Origin of the sequence: Paracidovorax valerianellae, assembly GCF_900102625.1 — a bacterium.
Lineage (GTDB): Bacteria > Pseudomonadota > Gammaproteobacteria > Burkholderiales > Burkholderiaceae_C > Paracidovorax > Paracidovorax valerianellae.
On sequence record NZ_FMZC01000013.1, the window covers coordinates 66,635 to 85,332 of the forward strand.

An 18,698-nucleotide genomic window follows, 5' to 3' on the forward strand; every position below is an offset into this window, starting at 1 on the left:
AAGCGCCTCAGCGCTCCGCACCCGCCGTTTTCGGGGCGCGCAACTGCCATGCGGCCACCAGGGCCAGCAGGCACAGGCCGGTGAGCAGCAGGAAGGTTTCGCCGAATGCGGCGATGCGTGCCGGGCTGCTGACCGTGTTCTGCAGTGAGTCGCCGTGCGCCGCGATGCGCCATTCCAGGACGATGCCGCACAGGCTCACGCCGGCGGCGCCGCCCAGCATGCGCACGAAGCTGATGGCGCTGGAGCCCTGCGCGATGAGCGGCTTGGCCAGCGGCCGCATCGCGCCCAGGTTGAGCGAGGGCAGGATGAACCCGAGGCCGATGCGCCCCAGCACGGCGAACACCACCAGCATCCAGAGGCCGCTCGTCAGATCGACCAGCACCATGAGCGCGAACGAGATCGCCAGCAGCGCAAGGCCCGTGCCCACCAGCAGGTGTGTGGGCTGGCGGTCGGCCAGCCGGCCGACGATGGGAATGGTGATGGCCAGCACGATGCCGGCCGGCAGCATGATGGTGCCGACATGCGAGGCCGACAGCTGCAGGCCGAGTTGCATGAAAACCGGCAGCAGGTAGGTCGAGCCGAACAGCGCCGTGCCGTAGATGAATGCCACGATGCTGCCCATGGCGAACTGGCGGTACTGGAACAGCCGGAGGTCCATGAGCGGCGTGGCGCCCCGCGCCAACTGCCGGCGCTGCCACGCGATGAACGCGGCCAATGCCGCCAGCGCGGCCAGCAGCAGCACGCCGGCCTGCAGCCCGGGCCCGCCGTGCAGCGCCACGAGCCCGTTGAGCAGGAACAGCGTGCCGACCGCGCCGAGCACGAGTCCGCGCCAGTCCAGCGAATTGCCGGCCCGGCTGGCCACTGCGCCGCCGGGGCTGCTGACCGGCACGAAGCGGTAGGCCAGGGCGATGGAGGCGATGCAGAACGGCACCACCATGAAGAAGATCGAGCGCCAGCCGAACCAGTCCACCAGCAACCCGCCAATGCTGGGGCCGATGGCCGGCGCCAGCACCACGCCCATGCCGAAGATGCCGCTCGCGCGGCCCTGCTCATGGGGCTGGAAGGCGTAGAGAATGATCACGGCCGGAATCGGCTGCACCACGCCCGCAGCAAGCCCTTCGAGCACGCGGGCGGCCAGCACCAGGCCGTAATGGCTCGCCACGCCGCCACCGATGCCGCCCACCAGCAGCAGCACCATGGCTCCCACATAGGTGGCGCGGTAGCCGTAGCGGGCCAGCAGCCACGGCGTGGTGAGCATGGCGACCGTGGTGGCCACCATGAAGCCCGACGACACCCACTGCGCCCGCTCCTGCCCGAGCGCGAAGTAGTGGCTCATGTCGGGGATGGCCACGTTCACGATGGTGGACGACATGATCGAGGCCATCGTGCCCACCATCACCGACAGCAGGAGCAGCCAGCGGTAGCGCTCGCCGTAGCGTTCGCGCAAAAGGGCGGCGGAGCCGGGGCTGGTCATCGGTGGGTGTCAGGGATCAGCGTGAAGGCCGGTGGCGCCGTCAGGTGCGCTCGGACCAGAGCTTTCCGCCGGTGGCCCAGTTCTCTCGCTTGACGTCGGTGATCAGGATGTCCACCGATTCGGGCACGCCGCCGAGGACCTCGACGGAGACGCGGGTGATCTCTTCCACCAGCTTTTTCTTTTGCTCGATGGTGCGGCCTTCCATCATTTCGATGTGGTAAGTCGGCATGTCAGTCAGTCCTTCCGGGTGGGTTCAAAAAAGGGAGCGGCCATCATATCGGCGCCACAGGCGCGTCGCCGTGGGACGAAACGGACGTGCCAGCGGCGCAGGCCGGACACAGGCAGGCGATGCCGCGTTGCGCCGGCGCCAGTCGCGCCAGCGCTTCGGGCGACACGGGGGCCGCCATGCACCAGCAATCCGCAGCGGGCGCGCCGGCTTCGATCGCGCACCCGTTGCGCAGCCCGCACAGCGGGCAACGGGACGGATCGACGGCGGGAGGGGCGGGCGGCGCAGCGGTCATGGCATCGGGGGAAGGCGCCAGTGTAGGCCCCGCTGGACTGCCGGGGTGCCGCACAGGGGAATGCATCAAAATGCCCTCCAGCGCATATTCCCCTAGGGAGTATTGCTATCAATAATATAGCAACGCATCGCGCCTTCGGAAACGCCGGTTGGCGGGTGGCCGCCAGCCAGCCAGCGGCCAAGGCGGTTGGCGCTCAGCCGGCGATCGCCGGCATGTGGCGCGCCGCAGCCAGGGCAGGGCCCGCGCCCTGAGCGGCTTGGGCATTGCCGACGCGGAACACGGCCACCGCCCGCACCAGTTGCGCGGTCTGCGATTCCAGCGAGCCCGTCGCGGCAGCGGCTTCTTCGACCAGCGCCGCGTTCTGCTGCGTCACCGTGTCCATCTGCGAGATGGCCTGGTTGACCTGCTCCAGCCCGGTGGTCTGCTCCTGGCTCGCCACGCTGATCTCGCCCACGAGGTCGGTCACCCGGCGCACGCCGTCCACCACCTCGCGCATGGCCTCGCCGGCCTGCTCCACCAGCTTGTTACCCGAATCCACGCGCTGCACCGAGTCGTCGATCAAGCCCTTGATCTCCCTGGCCGCCTCGGCGCTGCGCTGCGCCAGCATGCGCACCTCGCTCGCCACCACGGCGAAGCCCCGGCCCTGCTCGCCGGCGCGGGCAGCTTCCACCGCAGCGTTTAGTGCCAGGATGTTGGTCTGGAAGGCGATGCCGTCGATCACGCCGATGATGTCCACGATCTTGCGCGATGCCGCGTGGATCTCGCCCATCGTGGAGACCACGTTGCTCACCACTTCGCCGCCGCGCACGGCCTTGTCCGAAGTGGCCTGCGCGAGCTGGTTGGCCGTGCGCGCGTTGTCGGCGTTCTGGCGCACGGTGGCGGTCATCTGCTCCATCGAGGCGGCGGTCTGCTGCAGCGCGCTGGCCTGCTCTTCGGTGCGGCTGGACAGGTCCAGATTGCCGCGCGCGATCTCGCTGGAGGCCACGGCGATGCCTTCGGCGCCATGGCGCACCTGGCCCACGGTGGCGCGCAGCTGTTCGCCCATGGCGTTTAGCGTGCGCAGCAACTGGCCGGTTTCGTCCTGGGCGGTGCTGCCCGAGGTGATGGTGAGGTCGCCCGTGGCCACGGTCTTGGCCATGGTCACGGCGTCGTGCAGCGGGTGGGTGATGCTGCGGGTGATGGCGACCGCCAGGGTCAGCGCGATCACCGTGGCCAGCGCGCCCAGCACGATCAGCTGCAGGCGCCCGCTTTGGTAGTTGGCCTGCACGGCTTCGGAGGATTCGTTGATCTGCGCGCGCTGGAAGTCCAGCAAGGCCTGCAGAGCCTGCAGGTATTGCTCGCCCGCGGGGGTGAAGTCGGCGTTCAGGATGCGCTCGGCGTCTTCGGAGCGGCCTTCGGCCTTGGCCTTGTAGATGGCGTCGCGCGCCGTGACGAAGCGCTTGCGCTCTTCGCCGGTCTTGTCGAACAGCGCCTGTTCCTGCGGGCTGCTGATGAGTTTCGACAACTGGCTTTGCTGCTCCGACGACATCTTGGACGCCGCCGCGTTGTCCGCCGCGAACTGCTGCGCCAGGGTGGAATCGGTGCTGCGTGCCACGACGCTGTGGCGGCGTACGTTGCTGAAGATGGTGCGGTACCAGTCGGAGATCAGCCGTTCCTTGGTGAGCGGAAGAGCCATCATCGAAGCGGTTTCCTCGGCCACCGACTGCAGCTTCCAGGTGCCGACGCCCAGCATGGTGACGATGAAGAGGATGAGAACGCCGAAGGCGAGACCGAGGCGTTTTCCGATGGAGATGTTTTGCAGATTCATGTTGATCCTAGGGTAAACCCTTGGTTAACGGGCGATTGTCTCCGCATTGCTCAAGCACCACTACAAACCCTTACGCATTGGCGGAACATATGGATTTACCCGCATAGCCTGCTAGGAAAGCGGTTTTCTCCTCGCTTCAGGAGATGGCTGTCCACCAATGAAAACGGGGCACCCGCTGGGTGCCCCGTGATCTGCGCCGGCTGGTCAGCGGCGCAATGTCGTCAAAAGATGGGTCTGCCGTGGCTTCGCGCCTTTAGCGCACGGCAGTGCCGGCCTTCACCTTCAGCCGCCAGGCGTGCAGCAGCGGCTCGGTGTAGCCGCTGGGTTGTTCCACGCCCTTGAAGACGAGGTCGCACGCTGCCAGGTACGCGGCCGATTCGCTGAAGCGGCCGGCCATCTTCTGGTACAGCGGGTCGCTGGCGTTCTGCTGGTCCACCACGGCGGCCATGCGCTCGAAGGTTTCCTTGATCTGCGCTTCGGTCACCACGCCGTGCAGCAGCCAGTTGGCCATGTGCTGGCTGCTGATGCGCAGCGTGGCACGGTCTTCCATCAGGCCGACGTTGTGGATGTCGGGCACCTTGGAGCAGCCCACGCCCTGGTCGATCCAGCGCACCACGTAACCCAGGATGCCCTGCGCGTTGTTGTCCAGCTCCTGTTGCTTTTCGGCATCGCTCCATTGCGGCGTGGCCGCGACGGGCACGGTCAGCAGCCCGGTGAGCAGGTTGTCGCGCTCGGCATTGGCGTCGGTCCTTTCCAGTTCCTTCTGCACTTCGGCCACGTTGACCTGGTGGTAGTGCAGTGCGTGCAGCGTGGCGCCCGTGGGGCTGGGCACCCAGGCGGTGTTGGCGCCGGCCTTGGGGTGGGCGATCTTTTGCTTGAGCATCTCGGCCATCAGGTCGGGCATGGCCCACATGCCCTTGCCGATCTGCGCCTTGCCGCGCAGGCCGCACGACAGGCCGACCAGCACGTTGTTCTTCTCGTACGACTGAATCCAGGCGCTGGCCTTCATGTCGCCCTTGCGCACCATGGGGCCGGCCTGCATGGCGGTGTGCATCTCGTCGCCTGTGCGGTCCAGAAAGCCCGTGTTGATGAACGCCACGCGCGCGCTCGCGGCAGCGATGCAGGCCTTCAGGTTGACGCTGGTGCGGCGCTCCTCGTCCATGATGCCCAGCTTGACGGTGTTGGCAGGCAGGCCCAGCAGCTGTTCCACGCGGCCGAACAGGTCGCTGGCGAACGCCACTTCGGCCGGGCCGTGCATCTTGGGCTTGACGATGTACACGCTGCCCTTGCGCGAGTTGCGGATGCCGCCCTGGCCCTTGCCCTGCAGGTCGTGCAGCGCGATGGTGGTGGTGATGACGGCGTCGAGGATGCCTTCCGGAATCTCGCGCTGCGTGCCCTGCGCGTCGGTCCACAGGACGGCCGGGTTGGTCATCAGGTGGCCCACGTTGCGCAGGAACATCAGCGAGCGGCCGTGCAGCCGCACCTCGGCCTGGCCGTCCGGTGCGGTGTAGAGGCGGTCGGGGTTCAGGCCGCGGGTGAAGGTCTTGCCGCCCTTGCTCACCTGCTCGGTGAGGTCGGCCTTCAGGATGCCCAGCCAGTTGGCGTAGCCGTTGACCTTGTCCTCGGCATCGACGGCGGCCACGGAGTCTTCCAGGTCCAGGATGGTGGACAGCGCGGCTTCCACCACCAGATCGCTCACGCCGGCCGGGTCGGTCTTGCCGATGGCGGTGGTGCGGTCGATCTGCAGGTCCAGGTGCAGGCCGTGGTGGCGCAGCAGCACGGACGAGGGCGCCGCTGCCTCGCCCTGGTAGCCCACGAACTGCGCGGCCTCCTGCAGGCCGGTCGTGCCGCCGTCTTCCAGCGCGACGACGAGCTGGCCGCCGTCCACGCGGTAGCCGGTGGCGTTCTTGTGCGAGCCCTGGGCCAGCGGCGCGGCCTGGTCGAGCACTTCGCGCGCAAAGGCGATCACGCGGGCGCCGCGCACGGGGTTGTAGCCCTGGCCCTTCTCGGCGCCGTCGGTTTCGGGGATGGCATCGGTGCCGTAGAGCGCGTCGTACAGCGAGCCCCAGCGCGCGTTGGCCGCATTCAGCGCATAGCGGGCATTCAAGATCGGCACCACCAGTTGCGGGCCGGCCTGCGTGGCGAGTTCATCGTCCACGTTCGACGTCGTGGCCTGCACGTCGGCGGGCTGGGGCACCAGGTAGCCGATCTGCTCCAGGAACGCGCGGTACGCCGCCATGTTCTGCACCGGGCCGGGGTTGGCGCGGTGCCAGGTGTCCAGTTCGGTCTGCAGGCGGTCGCGCTCGGCCAGCAGGGCGATGTTGCGCGGGGCGAGGTCCGTCACCAGGGCGCTGAAGCCTTTCCAGAAAGACGCGCTGTCCACGCCCGTGCCGGGCAGCACCCGGTCCTCGACGAAGCGGTACAGGGAGGTGGCCACTTGCAGGCCGTGGGCGGGGGGGCGGTCGGTCATGGTGAGGGGTCTCGGTGGAGGTGAAAAATGGGGCGGAAAGGGAGCGTTGGCGCCGTCAGGGCACCGTGAAGCCCACTGTATTTGAATTTTTTAGCCACATAAACCGCCTGAAAATCTCATAACCAATGACTTTTACGCACGAATGGCAGGTGGCTGAAGTGGCGACGCAGCAGCGCCTAAGGCCTACGGCTTCCAGTAATGCTATGTATTTAGTAGCAATGTGCCCTGATGAATAATGCGCTGTAGGCTATTTTGACCATGGGTCCTACGTGCGGAATCAGCGTTGAACCCCTGCCGATCCATGACTTCCATCCCCATAATCGGCGCCCATGGACAAGCTCAAGGCCTTCGAGTCATTCGTGTCGGTATCCACCCGCGGCAGCCTCACCGCCGCCGCCAAGGCCGAGGGCGTGGCGCCGGCCATCATGGGCCGCCGCCTGGACGCGCTGGAGGAGCACCTGGGCGTCAAGCTCATGGTGCGCACCACGCGCCGCATCCACCTCACGCACGAGGGCAGCGCCTTCCTGGAAGACTGCCAGCGCCTGCTGTCCGATGTGGCGAACGCCGAAGCCAGCGTGTCCGCCGGCGGGGTGAAGGCCACGGGGCACCTGCGCATCACCGCGCCCGCCGGCTTCGGCCGGCGCCATGTGGCACCGCTGGTGCCGCGCTTTCGCGACCTGCATTCCGAAGTGACCATCTCGCTCAACCTGAGCGACCGCGTGGTCGATCTGGCCGGTGAGGGCTTCGATTGCGCAGTGCGCGTGGGCGACCTGCCCGATTCATCGCTGGTGAGCGTGCGCATCGCCGACAACCGCCGCCTGTGCGTGGCGACGCCGGCGTACCTGGAGCGCCACGGCACGCCGCGCCACCCGGGCGATCTGGCGCAGCACGCGTGCCTCACGCTGTCCAGCGACGCCTCGCAGACGCGCGGCTGGGCCTTTCGCATGCCGGCGAGCGAGGGAGGCGTTTCCGAAGTCGTGCACTTCAAGCCCGGCGGCCCCCTGGACTGTTCGGACGGCCAGGTGCTGCACGACTGGTGCCTGGGCGGCTGGGGCATCGCCTGGCGCAGCACCTGGGAGGTCGAGGCCGAGATCGCCGCGGGCCGCCTGGTGGCCGTGCTGGAAGATTTCGCCGCGCCGCCCAACGGCATCTACGTCGTGTTCCCCCAGCGCAAGCACATGCCGCTGCGGGTGCGGCTGTGGATCGATTACCTCAAGCACCATTACGGCCAACCCGAGTTCTGGCGCCGCGCGGTGGGAGCCCCCGCCGCGCTCGACCCTTCCGCTTTCGCAGCCCCTGCCGCACCATCCACCCAAGAAGGAGCTCTGCCATGACGACCCATCTTCCAAAGCCGACAGGGCGCGGCACCGTCGTCCGGCCTGCCCGCACGGCGTGGCCGCACCGTGGCCATGGCCGCCGTGCGCTGGCGGCCCTCGCCGCGGTGGCGGCCGTGGCAGCGCTTTCGGGTTGTGCCGGCGGCCCGGCGACGGCCCCGCAGACACCCCCGGCACCCGTCGCCACGCAAGGCCCCTCGCCGGAAGCCACGCGGCCTGCCGCTGCCCCCGCCGGGCCCGCGGCCCGCGGCCCGCATGCGGTCGCGCCCGGCGTCGTCAGCGTGGTGTACGACGACCCGTCCCGCTTCAGCGACAGCCGCATGGGCCCGCACGAATCCGACCGTGCGCGCCGGGCCTGGGTGGACGCCCTGTGCCAGCACCTGTCCGAGCGCGCGGCCGCCGCGCTGCCGGATGGCCAGCAGCTGGAGGTCCGCATCACTGACGTGCAGCGGGCCGGCGGTTTCGAGCCCGGACGCGGCCCCCAGCTGTCGCAGGTGCGCATCGTGCGCGACATTTACCCGCCGCGCATCGACCTGGAGTTCAAGCGCCTGGCCGCCGACGGCAGCGTGCTGCAGTCGGGTCGCCGCGAACTGCGCGATCCCACTTTTCTTGCACGGGCCGGGCGCGGCTCCAGCGATGCGCTGCGGTATGAAAAGGCCTTGATCGACGACTGGGTGCGGGCCGAGATCGGCGCGCCTTTGCCGCAGTGATGCCGTGAGGGCTCGCCCCGGCAATCGCGCTACCATGCCGCCGCCATCCCCCTCAAGGAGCCCCGCATGACCACCGAAGCCTTGCTGGCCTACGCCCATTTCCTGGCCATCCTCACCATGGTCACTTTTCTGGCCAGCGAAGCCGCGCTGTGCCGCCCGGCCTGGCTGAACGCCTCGGTCGTGGAGCGGCTGGCGCAGGTGGACCGGGTCTACGGCATCGCGGCCCTGGCCGTGCTGGCCACGGGCCTCGCCCGCATCGGCTGGGGCATCAAGGGCGCTCAGTGGTACGGCATGCAGCCGCTTTTGCACGTGAAGGTGGGACTGTTCGTGGTGATCGGCCTGATCTCCATCGCGCCCACCTTGCGCTTCCTGCGCTGGCGCAAGGCCCTGCGCGCCACGGGTGCCCTGCCGGACGAGGCGGCGATCCGCAGCACGCGGCGGCTGGTGATGATCGAGGCACACCTGCTGGTGCTGATTCCGCTGGCCGCCACCTTCCTGGCGCGGGGCGTGGGCACCCGCTGAAGCGCGCGCCCATCAAGCAAAAAGCCCCGCGGTGCGGGGCTTTTTTTGTCGGATCGATCCGAGCGAGTCGGATCAATTCGGGGATCAGGCGGCGGGCTTGTTGCTCAGGCACTGCTTCATGAAGGCCTTGCGTTCGTCGCCCTTGAGCGCCTTGGTTTTGGCGTCGGCGTTGCAGGTGGTCATCTTGCCTTGCTGGGCGGCCTGCTTGTCGGCGCTGAGGCAGTCCTTCATGAAAGCCTTGCGTTCATCGCCCTTGAGCGCCTTGGTCTTGGCATCGGCATTGCAGGTGGCCATCTTGCCCTGCTGCGCTGTGGGCGCCTTGGCCGGCGCCGAAGCGGCGGCTGCAGGGGCGTCGGCCGCGTGGGCCGTGACGAGGGAGAAAGCGAGGCCGGCGGCGGCCACCACGGAGAGCAGATTCTTCATGTCGTATTTCCTGCAAAGTGGATAGGAAGCCCCCCGTCGACGCACGCACCGCGAGGCTGTTCAGCATAACGTCATGGCCGAAAGTTTGGATGACGGGCGGCCCGTAGAATCCCCGGATGCTCTCCGTCAAACAGGAATTGCTCGCGGCGCTCGCCGACGAGCTGGAAAAATTGTCGCCCGGCAGTGCCGGGCGCGCTGCTTTTGAATCCCCCAAGGTGGCCGCCCACGGCGATTTCGCCTGCACCGCGGCCATGCAGCTGGCCAAGGCTGCCAAGCAGAACCCGCGGCAGCTGGCCGAAACGCTGCGCGAAGCCCTGCTGGCCACGCCGGCCTTCGGCCGCTGGGTCGAGGCCCTGGAAATCGCCGGCCCGGGCTTCATCAACATTCGCCTGAAACCCGCCGCCAAACAGGAAGTGGTGCGCGAGGTGCTGGCCGCCGGCGAGCGCTTCGGGCAGCAGCCGAGCAACGGGCAGAAGGTGCTGGTCGAGTTCGTCTCCGCCAACCCGACCGGTCCGCTGCACGTGGGCCACGGCCGCCAGGCCGCTTTGGGCGACGCCATCTGCAACCTCTTCGCCACGCAGGGCTTTAGCGTCCACCGCGAGTACTACTACAACGACGCGGGCGTGCAGATCCAGACGCTCACGAACAGCACGCAACTGCGCGCCAAAGGCTTCAAGCCCGGCGACGAGTGCTGGCCCACCGACCCCGAGAACCCGGCCAGCAAGGCGTTCTACAACGGCGACTACATCCAGGACATCGCCAACGACTTTCTCGCCAAGAAGACGGTGCAGGCCACCGACCGCGCCTTCACGGCCAGCGGCGACGTGGAAGACGTGGAGTCCATCCGCAACTTCGCCGTGGCCTACCTGCGCCACGAGCAGGACAAGGACCTGCAGGCGTTCAACCTGAAGTTCGACGAGTACTACCTGGAGTCGAGCCTGTACAGCAGCGGCCGCGTCGAGGCCACGGTGAACCGGCTGGTCGCCAACGGCAAGACCTACGAGCAGGACGGCGCGCTCTGGCTCAAGAGCACCGACTACGGCGACGACAAGGACCGCGTCATGCGCAAGCAGGACGGCAGCTACACCTACTTCGTGCCCGACGTGGCCTATCACATCTCGAAGTGGGAGCGCGGCTACACCAAGGTCGTCAACATCCAGGGCACAGACCACCACGGCACCATCGCCCGCGTGCGCGCCGGCCTGCAGGCGGCCGATGTGGGCATTCCGCAGGGCTACCCCGACTACGTGTTGCACACCATGGTGCGCGTGGTCAAGGGCGGCGAAGAGGTCAAGATCAGCAAGCGCGCCGGCAGCTACGTGACGCTGCGCGACCTGATCGAGTGGACCAGCAAGGATGCCGTGCGCTTCTTCCTGCTGAGCCGCAAGCCCGACACCGAATACACCTTCGACGTCGATCTGGCGGTGGCGCAGAACAACGACAACCCGGTGTATTACGTGCAGTACGCGCATGCGCGCATCCAGTCGGTGCTGCGCGGCTGGGCGGAGCAGGGCGGTGGCGACGTGGCTTCGCTGCAGGGCGTGGACCTGTCCGCGCTCGAAGGCCCGCAGGCCCAGGCGCTGATGCTGCAATTGGCCAAGTACCCCGAAATGCTCACCGCCGCGACCGACGGCGAGGCGCCGCACGACGTGACTTTTTACCTGCGCGACCTGGCCGCCAGCTACCACAGCTACTACGACGCCGAGCGCATCCTGGTGGACGACGAAGCCGTCAAGCGCGCGCGCCTGGCGCTCGTCGCCGCCACGGCACAGGTATTGCACAATGGCCTGGCCGTGCTGGGCGTATCGGCGCCAGCCAGAATGTGAGTGTTTACGGATATGACAAAAAAGCAGCGTGGGGGCACCGCCATCGGCTTCATCCTCGGGGTGGTCGTCGGCCTGGGGGCGGCGTTGGGCGTGGCCGTGTATGTGACCAAGGTGCCGGTCCCGTTCCTCAACAAGGGCGGTGCGCGCAGCGCCGACCAGGACGCAGCGGAATCCCAGAAGAACAAGAACTGGGACCCGAATTCACCCCTTTATGGCAAGAACCCGGCCCGGCCGCCCGTGGCCGCCAGTTCGACGCCGGCCGTGGCCGGTGTGGCGCCCGCGCCCGCCAGCGGGGCTTCGGTGCCCGCAGCTGTCGCTGCAGCGTCCGTGCCACGCGGCGCGGCCAGCAAGCCCGCCGCTTCGGCCGACCCGCTGGGTGATCTGGCCAAGGCCCGTGCGGCCAGTGCGCCGGGCGGCGCCGAACCCTTCGATTACTTCGTGCAGGCCGGGGCTTTCCGCACCCAGGGCGATGCGGATGCGCAGCGCGCCAAGCTGGCCATGCTGGGCTGGGAGGCCCGCGTGAGCGAGCGCGAGCAGAGCGGCCGCACGGTGTTCCGCGTGCGCGTGGGCCCGTTCACCAAGCGTGACGATGCCGAAATGCTCAAGGACAAGCTCGATGGCGCCGGCGTCGAATCCGCGCTGGTGCGCGTGCAGCGCTGAACTTTTTCCACGGCCTGCCGCTCACAATCCACTGATCCGAACAAGGAGTGTCTTTTTCATGAAACGCCGCGAGTTTTCCCTGTCCACCGCCACCGCTGTGGCCGCCTCCGCCCTGACGCTGCCCCTGGCCACGCCCGCCATGGCCCAGGCCCGCCAATTCAAGGAAGGCAAGGACTACGTCAAGCTCGCCAAGCCTGTGGCCAGCGACGTGCCGGCCGGCAAGATCGAGGTCATCGAGTTCTTCTGGTACAGCTGCCCGCACTGCAACGCGTTCGAGCCCACGCTGGACGCCTGGATCAAGTCCGCGCCCAAGGACCTGGCGATCCGCCGCATGCCCGTGGCCTTCAACTCCAGCTTCGTTCCGCAGCAAAAGCTGTACTTCGCGCTGGAAAGCATGGGCAAGGTGGGCGATCTGCACGCCAAGGTCTTCCGTGCCGTGCACGTGGAAAAGCAGGCCCTCAACAAGGACGACCTGATCTTCGAATGGATCGGCAAGCAGGGCGTGGACGTGGCCAAGTTCAAGGAAGCCTACAACTCGTTCTCGGCGTCCAACCAGCTGCGCAAGGCCGCCCAGCTGCAGGAAGCCTACGGCGTGGAAGGCGTGCCCTCGATGGGCGTGGCCGGCCGCTACTACACCGACGGCACCATGGCCGGCAACATGCAAGGCGTGCTGCAAGTGGTCGAATACCTCGCCACCACGGCCGCCAAGGGCGGTTGAGCCCAGCGGTTTCCGTTTGGCCGAAAGCCCGCTTTTGCGGGCTTTTTCTTTGCCGCTCCCGGATCGCGCCAAGGGGTGGCTACAATCTTTGCAAGATTCGTGCCCTATGAGAAAACGCCTCCTACCGATCCTCCTGCTTGTCGCCCTGGCTTTCGCCATGGGGGGCGCCCGCGCCGAAAAGGCTGACCGCAACAAACCCATGAACATTGAGGCCGACGCACTGCGCCACGATGAGCTCAAGCAAACCAGCGTGTTCACCGGGCGCGTGGTGGTCACCAAGGGCACCATCGTGCTGCGCGGTGCGCGGCTGGACGTTCGGCAGGACCCCGACGGCTTCCAGTACGGCACCATGACGGCCGAGTCCGGCAAGCGGGCCTTCTTCCGGCAAAAGCGCGACACCGCGCCCGGCATGCCCGACGAGTTCGTCGAGGGCGAGGGCGAGGTCATCGAGTACGACGGCCGCGCCGACCTCGTGCGCATGATCCGCCGTTCCGAACTGCGCCGCTACCGCGAAACCACGCTGACCGACGAGATGGCCGGCGCCCTCATCATCTACAACAACCTGACCGACGTCTTCACCGTCGACGGCCAGAAGGCGGCCCCTGGCGGCAGCAACACCGCGGCCACCCCGGGCGGCCGCGTGCGCGCCGTGCTGTCGCCCAAGGAAACGCCCGGCAAGCCCGCCCCCGCACCCACCTCTCCCGCCCCGGCGCTTCGGCCCAGCGGCGAACTGGGCAGCGGCGCCAAGTGATGGAATCGGCCATTCCCACCACCGCAGCCCCGGCGGAGTCCGGCCCGGTCAGCCGCCTGGAGGTCGAGCACCTCGAAAAGTCCTACGGCAGCCGCAAGGTCGTCAAGGACGTGTCGATGGTCGTGCAAAAGGGCGAGGTCGTCGGACTGCTCGGCCCCAACGGCGCGGGCAAGACCACGTCGTTCTACATGATCGTGGGCCTGGTGCGCAGCGACGGCGGCGACATCCGCATCGACGGCCATTCGGTGGCCGACATGCCCATCCACCGCCGCTCGCGGCTGGGGCTGTCGTACCTGCCGCAGGAAGCGTCGATCTTCCGCAAGCTCACCGTCGAGGAAAACGTGCGCGCCGTGCTGGAGCTGCAGCGCGACGAGAACGACAAGGCGCTCACCCGCGACGAGATCGAGGCGCGCCTCACCGCGCTGCTGCAAGAGTTGCGCGTGGAGCACCTTCGGGCATCGCCCGCGCTGGCCCTGTCCGGCGGCGAGCGCCGCCGCGTGGAGATCGCGCGGGCCCTGGCCACGCAGCCGCGGTTCATCCTGCTGGATGAACCCTTTGCCGGCATCGACCCCATCGCCGTGATCGAGATCCAGCGCATCATCGGTTTTCTCAAGGCGCGCGGCATCGGCGTGCTCATCACCGACCACAACGTGCGCGAGACGCTGGGCATCTGCGACCACGCGTTCATCATCAGCGATGGACGCGTTCTGGCGCGAGGCACGCCCTCCGAGATCGTGGACAACGCCGAGGTGCGGCGCGTGTACCTCGGCGAGCACTTCAGGATGTGAGCATGGCCCCCATGCTTGTCACTGCGTGTATTGCGCTGCTCCCTCAGGGAGCCCTTGCGCCTTGGGGCGGTCCGGCGGCACTCGCGTGATGAAGCCTGGGTTGTCGCTGCGCGTCTCGCAGCATCTGGCACTCACGCCGCAGTTGCAACAGTCCATCCGGCTGCTGCAGTTGTCCACGCTGGAGCTTTCGCAGGAAGTCGAGCAGATGCTCGACGAAAACCCCTTCCTGGAGCGCACCGCCGAGGAAGCCGCGCGCGAAGAGTTCGGCCTGCCGCAGGCCGATGCGCCGGTGAGCGAGGACGATCGCCACACGGAAGATGCTATCTATTCAGGAGCGCCTGGCGAAGCGAATACGCCGGTGGCGGCCTCTTCGGAGGGCGATTCCGCCAGCACTGCCGAGGCGCCCGGCAGCTCCGACGCTCCGGACACGCCTGATACGCCCGACTGGGAGGGCGATGGCACCGTCGAGATGACGCCCGACGACGGCGAGTGGGGCGGCGACGCCCCGGCACGCACGCGCACGGCCGGCGAGGGCGACGAGGCCGACGCCACCGAACTGGCGCGCAGCCACGAGTCGCTCACCGCCCACCTGCACCGGCAGGCGCTGGGCCTGCGCCTGTCCGAGGTCGATACCGCCGCGCTGCGCTTTCTCATCGAATCGCTCAACGACGACGGCTACCTGGACGAATCGCTTCAGTCGCTGGCCGTGAGCCTGGCCGGCGAGGAAGACACCGAGCAGGTCGAAGAACTCGTGCACCGCTTCACCGTGGCGCTGGGCCTGCTGCAGAGCCTGGACCCGGTCGGCGTGGGCGCGCGGGGCCTGGCCGAATGCCTGACGCTGCAGCTCAAGGCGCTGCGCGAGGACGGCGAGGGCGATCCCGACGTCGTGCAGACCGCGCTGCGCATCTGCCAGCAGCCGCTTGAAATGCTCGCACGGCGCGACGTGCGGCGCCTGGCGCAGGCCTGTGGCGGCGGCGAAGAGCGCACCCGCCTGGCCATGGCGCTCATCGCGCGGCTGGAGCCCCGGCCCGGCCGTGCCTTCGTGGAGGTGGAGCGCAACATCATCGTGCCCGACGTGATCGTGAAGAAGATCGGGCGCGGCACGCAGCAGAATTTCAGCGTGCAGCTCAACCCGGACGTGATGCCCCGCCTGCGCGTGCACGACATCTACGCCGGCGCGCTGCGCGGCAACCGCGGCGGCGAAGGCCACCAGGGGCTGCAGCAGCGGCTGCAGGAGGCGCGCTGGTTCATCAAGAACATCCAGCAGCGCTTCGACACCATCCTGCGGGTGTCGCGGGCCATCGTGGACCGGCAGAAGAACTTCTTCGTGCACGGCGAGCTGGCCATGCGGCCGCTGGTGCTGCGCGACATCGCCGACGAACTGGGCCTGCACGAATCCACCATCAGCCGCGTGACCACGGCCAAGTACATGGCGACGCCGCAGGGCACGTACGAGCTCAAGTATTTCTTCGGCTCGGGCCTCGGGACGGAGACGGGCGGCAACGCCTCCAGCACGGCGGTGCGCGCGCTCATCAAGCAGTTCGTCTCGGCCGAAAGCGCGGCCAAGCCGTTGTCGGACAGCCAGATCGCCGAGATGCTGAAAGAGCAGGGCATCGAGTGCGCCCGCCGCACCGTCGCCAAGTACCGCGAGGCGCTCAAGATCGCGCCGGCCAACCTGCGCAAGGCGCTGTAGCGGCAGGGCCGGCCCGTCGCCCGGCAACGCCGCGGTGCCGGTAGCGGCTGGCGGCTGGCGATCAGCCCAGCAGTTGCGGGTTCAGCCGCCAGATGGTGAAGTTCAACGCCGCCGCGAACGTGATCCACGCCAGGTAGGGCACCAGCAGCGCGCCCGCCAGCGGCCGCAGGCGCCAGAACGCCGCCAGCGTTGCGGCCACGCAGGCCCACAGCAGGGCGATGTCGGCCAGGGCCCAGGCGCCCAGGTGCCATTGAAAGAACAGCCAGCTCCACAGCGCATTCAGCGCCAGTTGCACGCAAAACAGCACCAGCCCGCGCTGCCGCACGGGCCCCTCCGGCTCGCGCCAGACGTGCCAGGCGGCGATGCCCATCATGGCGTACAGCGTGCTCCACACCGGGCCGAACAGCCAGGCCGGCGGTGCCCACGCCGGCTGGGTCAGCTGCCCGTAGAACTGCGGCGCCTGTACCGACGCGACGCTGCCCACCGCGGCGGCCACGAACGCCAGCGCCAGCCAGCCGGCCAGGGCCAGCCAGGTGCGTGGCGAGAGCGGGGCGCGGGCGTTGCGACCCGGCGCTGCGGACTTCGGGGGTAGGGGCGGCGGGGTCGGGCGGTCTTGGTTCATCGCGCCATCATGGCAGCAGGCATGGTGCGCGGGGCGGCGGAAAAAGGCTGCCTGGGTGTCGGAAAAGCGCGCTGTGCTCAGCGGCGACCGTTATTCGAAGCGCGACGCCTCACCGCTCTTCACCGCCCGCCTTGGCCGCAGCACCCAGGCCAGGGCCAATCCCGCCATCGCGAGGTAGGTGGCTACGAAGCACCAGCCCGCGGGGCCCGAATGCCCCAGGCTCTCGATTCCGGTACGGGCTTCGAACCACGACCACAGCGGCCACAGCACCAGGGTCAGGACTGCCGCGCCAGGCAGCGCCAACGCGAGCGCCAGAACGGCCGCCGCTGCCCGGCGCCACGCCGTGGAGGCCGTGGCGGGAGCCCAGCCTGTGACCGGCGGATCGACGGGGGGGCGGGGTGTGGACACCGTTGCTCCTGAATTGATAGCTAACCACCCTAGAGAATATTGCGCTGGAGTCCGATTTGGCTTGAATCCTCCGCTGGCAGGGCCAGTGGCCCGCCGCGGCTTCAGCGCGATGCCAGCGACCGCATCGATCCACCGCCGCCGTGCGACGGAGCCGCAGCCCCGTGCATGTCCAGCTTGAAGCCGGCCACCGCGTCGGCCAGTTGCGCGGCCTGCTGCTGCAGCGACTGCGCGGCGGCGGTGGCTTCCTCCACCAGCGCGGCGTTCTGCTGGGTGGACTGGTCCATCTGGCTCACGGCGCTGCCGATCTCGGCGATGCCGGTGCTCTGTTCCTGGCTGGCATTGCTGATCTCGGCGACGATGGCCGTCACGCGGCGCACGCTGTCCACCACCTTTTCCATGGTGGCGCCGGCGTCCTGCACGAGCTTGCTGCCGGCGTCCACCTGGGTGACCGAATCGTCGATCAGCGCCTTGATCTCCTTGGCGGCCGTGGCGCTGCGCTGGGCCAGCGTGCGCACCTCGCTCGCCACGACGGCGAAGCCCCGGCCTTGCTCGCCCGCGCGGGCGGCTTCCACCGCAGCGTTCAGCGCCAGGATGTTGGTCTGGAAGGCGATGCCGTCGATCACGCCGATGATGTCCACGATCTTGCGGGCCGAGGCGTCGATGCCGCCCATGGTCTTCACGACCTGGCCCACCACGGTGCCGCCGTGCGTGGCGATCTCCGACGCGCCGGAGGCCAGGGTGTTGGCCTGGCGCGCGTTCTCGGCGTTCTGCTGCACGGTGGCGGTGAGCTGCTCCATGGCGGCGGCCGTTTCCTCCAGCGAGCTGGCCTGCTGTTCGGTGCGCGACGACAGGTCCTGGTTGCCGCTGGCGATTTCGCTGGTGGCCAGGCGCACGGATTCCGATGACGCCCGGATCTGCACCAGCACCGCCGCGATCTTGTCCACGAAGTGGTTGAAGGCGCTCGCGATCTGGGTGAGCTCGTCGCTGCCGTGGGTGGAGAGGCGGCGCGTCAGGTCGCCATCGCCCGAAGCGATGTCTTCCAGCGCATCGCGCACCACGCCCAGGCGGCGCAGCTGGTGGCTTACCGCCACGGTGACGAGGGCCACGGCCGCCAGCACGCTCAGCAGGGTGATGACCACTGCCACCTTCAGCAGCGCACTGACCGATTGCGTGGCCTCGGCGCGGTCGATGGCGATGGCCAGCGTCCAGGGCGTGCCCTCGACCTTGGCGGCGTAGAGCATCTGGTCGGCGCCCTCGATTTGCACATCCATGCGTTCGCTGCGCTCGGCCAGGCGCTTGACCAGCGCGGCGTCCAGCGCCCCTGCGATGTCGGACACGGGCTTGAGCGCCATCCCCGGCTTGGCATACGCGAGGATCTTGCCTTCGCCGTCCATCAGGAAGGCGAAGCTCTTGCCGATGGGGTGGATGGCGTTGACCTTGGCGGTCACCGAATCCAGGTAGATGTCGGTGGCGACCACGGCGGTGGGCTGGCCGGCCGGGCCTGCGGGCTCGGCGAAGGTGATGGTCAGCTTGCCGCTGCTCGCCCCCACGTAGGCCGGCGTGATGACGGGGCCGCCCGCCTGCGCCGCCTGCTTGTACCAGGGGCGCGAGGTGCCGTCGTACCCGTCTGGCACCTTGGTCAGCGCCATGTGGCGCTTGTCGGCATAGGTGAAATACACCAGATCGAAGGCCCCGGCCTGCTTGATCGCCCGCAGCATGGGCAGCGGGTCCGGCTGCTCGGTGGCGACCTTGAGGGCGGACGTGATGCGCTGCTTTTCGCGCACCCACTCCGCCACTTCCCCCGCGTGGACGCGGGTCAGGCCCCCCACGCGCTCATCCAGTTGCGCCAGCGTGTCTTTGCGCACCACGAAGAAAGTGACCAGCGCCAGGGCGAGAAGCGACAGCACGGTGATGGCGACGCAGATGCCGATGAGGCGCGCACGCAGGCTTTTGAACATGGGGTACCTTTGC

18 protein-coding genes are annotated in these 18,698 nt (G+C 68.4%); 9 read left to right on the forward strand and 9 right to left on the reverse strand.

What is annotated here, in order from left to right; translation table 11 throughout:
* Positions 1-7: 7 nt before the first annotated feature.
* The 5 genes from BLT03_RS18095 to BLT03_RS18115 form a co-directional block, all read right to left on the reverse strand.
* Entirely contained in the window at positions 8-1,474 is a 1,467-nt protein-coding gene (locus tag BLT03_RS18095) for a DHA2 family efflux MFS transporter permease subunit (protein WP_092745162.1), read from the reverse strand.
* 40 nt (positions 1,475-1,514) lie between these two features.
* Positions 1,515-1,703, reverse strand: coding sequence for a 4-oxalocrotonate tautomerase (locus tag BLT03_RS18100; RefSeq protein WP_092745163.1), 189 nt, complete (start codon positions 1,701-1,703; stop codon positions 1,515-1,517).
* A 43-nt stretch (positions 1,704-1,746) separates the two neighbouring features.
* On the reverse strand, positions 1,747-1,995 hold the full coding sequence (locus BLT03_RS18105) for a cysteine-rich CWC family protein (RefSeq protein WP_092745164.1): 249 nt from the start codon (positions 1,993-1,995) through the stop codon (positions 1,747-1,749).
* 193 nt (positions 1,996-2,188) lie between these two features.
* Positions 2,189-3,802, reverse strand: coding sequence for a methyl-accepting chemotaxis protein (locus BLT03_RS18110; RefSeq protein WP_092745165.1), 1,614 nt, complete (start codon positions 3,800-3,802; stop codon positions 2,189-2,191).
* Between the two features lie 253 nt (positions 3,803-4,055).
* Entirely contained in the window at positions 4,056-6,272 is a 2,217-nt protein-coding gene (locus BLT03_RS18115) for a malate synthase G (protein WP_092745166.1), read from the reverse strand.
* Between the two features lie 329 nt (positions 6,273-6,601).
* On the opposite strand from BLT03_RS18115, the gene BLT03_RS18120 reads away from it, so the two are divergent.
* The 3 genes from BLT03_RS18120 (at position 6,602) to BLT03_RS18130 (ending at position 8,838) form a co-directional block, all read left to right on the forward strand.
* Positions 6,602-7,606 (forward strand): LysR family transcriptional regulator, encoded by a 1,005-nt coding sequence (locus BLT03_RS18120; RefSeq protein WP_092745167.1) that lies wholly within the window; start codon positions 6,602-6,604, stop codon positions 7,604-7,606.
* Positions 7,603-8,316: a DUF3016 domain-containing protein gene (locus BLT03_RS18125; RefSeq protein ID WP_092745168.1), complete on the forward strand. Its 714-nt coding sequence runs from the start codon at positions 7,603-7,605 to the stop codon at positions 8,314-8,316. The genes BLT03_RS18120 and BLT03_RS18125 overlap by 4 nt, the downstream gene beginning before the upstream one ends.
* A gap of 66 nt (positions 8,317-8,382) precedes the next feature.
* Entirely contained in the window at positions 8,383-8,838 is a 456-nt protein-coding gene (locus BLT03_RS18130; protein ID WP_092745169.1) for a DUF2214 family protein, read from the forward strand.
* 84 nt (positions 8,839-8,922) lie between these two features.
* On the opposite strand, the gene BLT03_RS18135 is transcribed toward BLT03_RS18130, so the two are convergent.
* Positions 8,923-9,261, reverse strand: a complete 339-nt coding sequence (locus tag BLT03_RS18135) for a PsiF family protein (protein ID WP_092745170.1) — start codon at positions 9,259-9,261, stop codon at positions 8,923-8,925.
* A gap of 116 nt (positions 9,262-9,377) precedes the next feature.
* Between BLT03_RS18135 and argS the strand changes: the two genes are divergently transcribed.
* The 6 genes from argS to BLT03_RS18165 all read left to right on the forward strand — a co-directional run bounded on the left by argS (position 9,378) and on the right by BLT03_RS18165 (position 15,697).
* On the forward strand, positions 9,378-11,087 hold the full coding sequence (gene argS / locus BLT03_RS18140; RefSeq protein WP_092745171.1) for an arginine--tRNA ligase: 1,710 nt from the start codon (positions 9,378-9,380) through the stop codon (positions 11,085-11,087).
* Positions 11,088-11,099: 12 nt separating this feature from the next.
* A complete protein-coding gene (locus BLT03_RS18145) occupies positions 11,100-11,747 on the forward strand; it encodes an SPOR domain-containing protein (protein WP_092745172.1) in 648 nt (215 codons plus the stop codon).
* A gap of 58 nt (positions 11,748-11,805) precedes the next feature.
* Positions 11,806-12,465 carry a thiol:disulfide interchange protein DsbA/DsbL gene (locus BLT03_RS18150; protein ID WP_092745173.1) on the forward strand — a complete coding sequence of 220 codons (660 nt, stop codon included), beginning with the start codon at positions 11,806-11,808 and terminating at the stop codon, positions 12,463-12,465.
* Between the two features lie 106 nt (positions 12,466-12,571).
* The gene (gene lptA, locus BLT03_RS18155; RefSeq protein ID WP_092745174.1) at positions 12,572-13,216 is read left to right on the forward strand and encodes a lipopolysaccharide transport periplasmic protein LptA; all 645 of its coding nucleotides are present in this window, start codon (positions 12,572-12,574) and stop codon (positions 13,214-13,216) included.
* Positions 13,216-14,004 carry an LPS export ABC transporter ATP-binding protein gene (lptB, locus tag BLT03_RS18160; protein WP_092745175.1) on the forward strand — a complete coding sequence of 263 codons (789 nt, stop codon included), beginning with the start codon at positions 13,216-13,218 and terminating at the stop codon, positions 14,002-14,004. Before lptA ends, lptB begins: the two co-directional genes overlap by 1 nt.
* Before the next feature lie 88 nt (positions 14,005-14,092).
* Complete coding sequence (locus BLT03_RS18165; RefSeq protein WP_092745176.1) at positions 14,093-15,697, forward strand: RNA polymerase factor sigma-54; 1,605 nt, start codon at positions 14,093-14,095, stop codon at positions 15,695-15,697.
* Between the two features lie 61 nt (positions 15,698-15,758).
* On the opposite strand, the gene BLT03_RS18170 is transcribed toward BLT03_RS18165, so the two are convergent.
* The 3 genes from BLT03_RS18170 to BLT03_RS18180 all read right to left on the reverse strand — a co-directional run bounded on the left by BLT03_RS18170 (position 15,759) and on the right by BLT03_RS18180 (position 18,685).
* On the reverse strand, positions 15,759-16,319 hold the full coding sequence (locus tag BLT03_RS18170) for a TspO/MBR family protein (RefSeq protein WP_092745177.1): 561 nt from the start codon (positions 16,317-16,319) through the stop codon (positions 15,759-15,761).
* A gap of 90 nt (positions 16,320-16,409) precedes the next feature.
* Positions 16,410-16,727 (reverse strand): hypothetical protein, encoded by a 318-nt coding sequence (locus tag BLT03_RS18175; RefSeq protein WP_139160440.1) that lies wholly within the window; start codon positions 16,725-16,727, stop codon positions 16,410-16,412.
* A gap of 101 nt (positions 16,728-16,828) precedes the next feature.
* Positions 16,829-18,685: a methyl-accepting chemotaxis protein gene (locus BLT03_RS18180; RefSeq protein ID WP_092745179.1), complete on the reverse strand. Its 1,857-nt coding sequence runs from the start codon at positions 18,683-18,685 to the stop codon at positions 16,829-16,831.
* Positions 18,686-18,698: the final 13 nt, after the last annotated feature.

What these genes read in the sequence shown, in the direction of transcription:
- BLT03_RS18105 (WP_092745164.1), bottom strand. Translation starts at nt 1,995, where the DNA reads ATGACCGCTGCGCCGCCCGCCCCTCCCGCCGTCGATCCGTCCCGTTGC.
- BLT03_RS18095 (WP_092745162.1), bottom strand. Translation starts at nt 1,474, where the DNA reads ATGACCAGCCCCGGCTCCGCCGCCCTTTTGCGCGAACGCTACGGCGAG.
- BLT03_RS18150 (WP_092745173.1), top strand. Translation starts at nt 11,806, where the DNA reads ATGAAACGCCGCGAGTTTTCCCTGTCCACCGCCACCGCTGTGGCCGCC.
- BLT03_RS18130 (WP_092745169.1), top strand. Translation starts at nt 8,383, where the DNA reads ATGACCACCGAAGCCTTGCTGGCCTACGCCCATTTCCTGGCCATCCTC.
- argS (WP_092745171.1), top strand. Translation starts at nt 9,378, where the DNA reads ATGCTCTCCGTCAAACAGGAATTGCTCGCGGCGCTCGCCGACGAGCTG.
- lptB (WP_092745175.1), top strand. Translation starts at nt 13,216, where the DNA reads ATGGAATCGGCCATTCCCACCACCGCAGCCCCGGCGGAGTCCGGCCCG.
- BLT03_RS18100 (WP_092745163.1), bottom strand. Translation starts at nt 1,703, where the DNA reads ATGCCGACTTACCACATCGAAATGATGGAAGGCCGCACCATCGAGCAA.
- BLT03_RS18115 (WP_092745166.1), bottom strand. Translation starts at nt 6,272, where the DNA reads ATGACCGACCGCCCCCCCGCCCACGGCCTGCAAGTGGCCACCTCCCTG.
- lptA (WP_092745174.1), top strand. Translation starts at nt 12,572, where the DNA reads ATGAGAAAACGCCTCCTACCGATCCTCCTGCTTGTCGCCCTGGCTTTC.
- BLT03_RS18135 (WP_092745170.1), bottom strand. Translation starts at nt 9,261, where the DNA reads ATGAAGAATCTGCTCTCCGTGGTGGCCGCCGCCGGCCTCGCTTTCTCC.
- BLT03_RS18165 (WP_092745176.1), top strand. Translation starts at nt 14,093, where the DNA reads ATGAAGCCTGGGTTGTCGCTGCGCGTCTCGCAGCATCTGGCACTCACG.
- BLT03_RS18145 (WP_092745172.1), top strand. Translation starts at nt 11,100, where the DNA reads ATGACAAAAAAGCAGCGTGGGGGCACCGCCATCGGCTTCATCCTCGGG.
- BLT03_RS18125 (WP_092745168.1), top strand. Translation starts at nt 7,603, where the DNA reads ATGACGACCCATCTTCCAAAGCCGACAGGGCGCGGCACCGTCGTCCGG.
- BLT03_RS18120 (WP_092745167.1), top strand. Translation starts at nt 6,602, where the DNA reads ATGGACAAGCTCAAGGCCTTCGAGTCATTCGTGTCGGTATCCACCCGC.
- BLT03_RS18110 (WP_092745165.1), bottom strand. Translation starts at nt 3,802, where the DNA reads ATGAATCTGCAAAACATCTCCATCGGAAAACGCCTCGGTCTCGCCTTC.
- BLT03_RS18180 (WP_092745179.1), bottom strand. Translation starts at nt 18,685, where the DNA reads ATGTTCAAAAGCCTGCGTGCGCGCCTCATCGGCATCTGCGTCGCCATC.
- BLT03_RS18170 (WP_092745177.1), bottom strand. Translation starts at nt 16,319, where the DNA reads ATGAACCAAGACCGCCCGACCCCGCCGCCCCTACCCCCGAAGTCCGCA.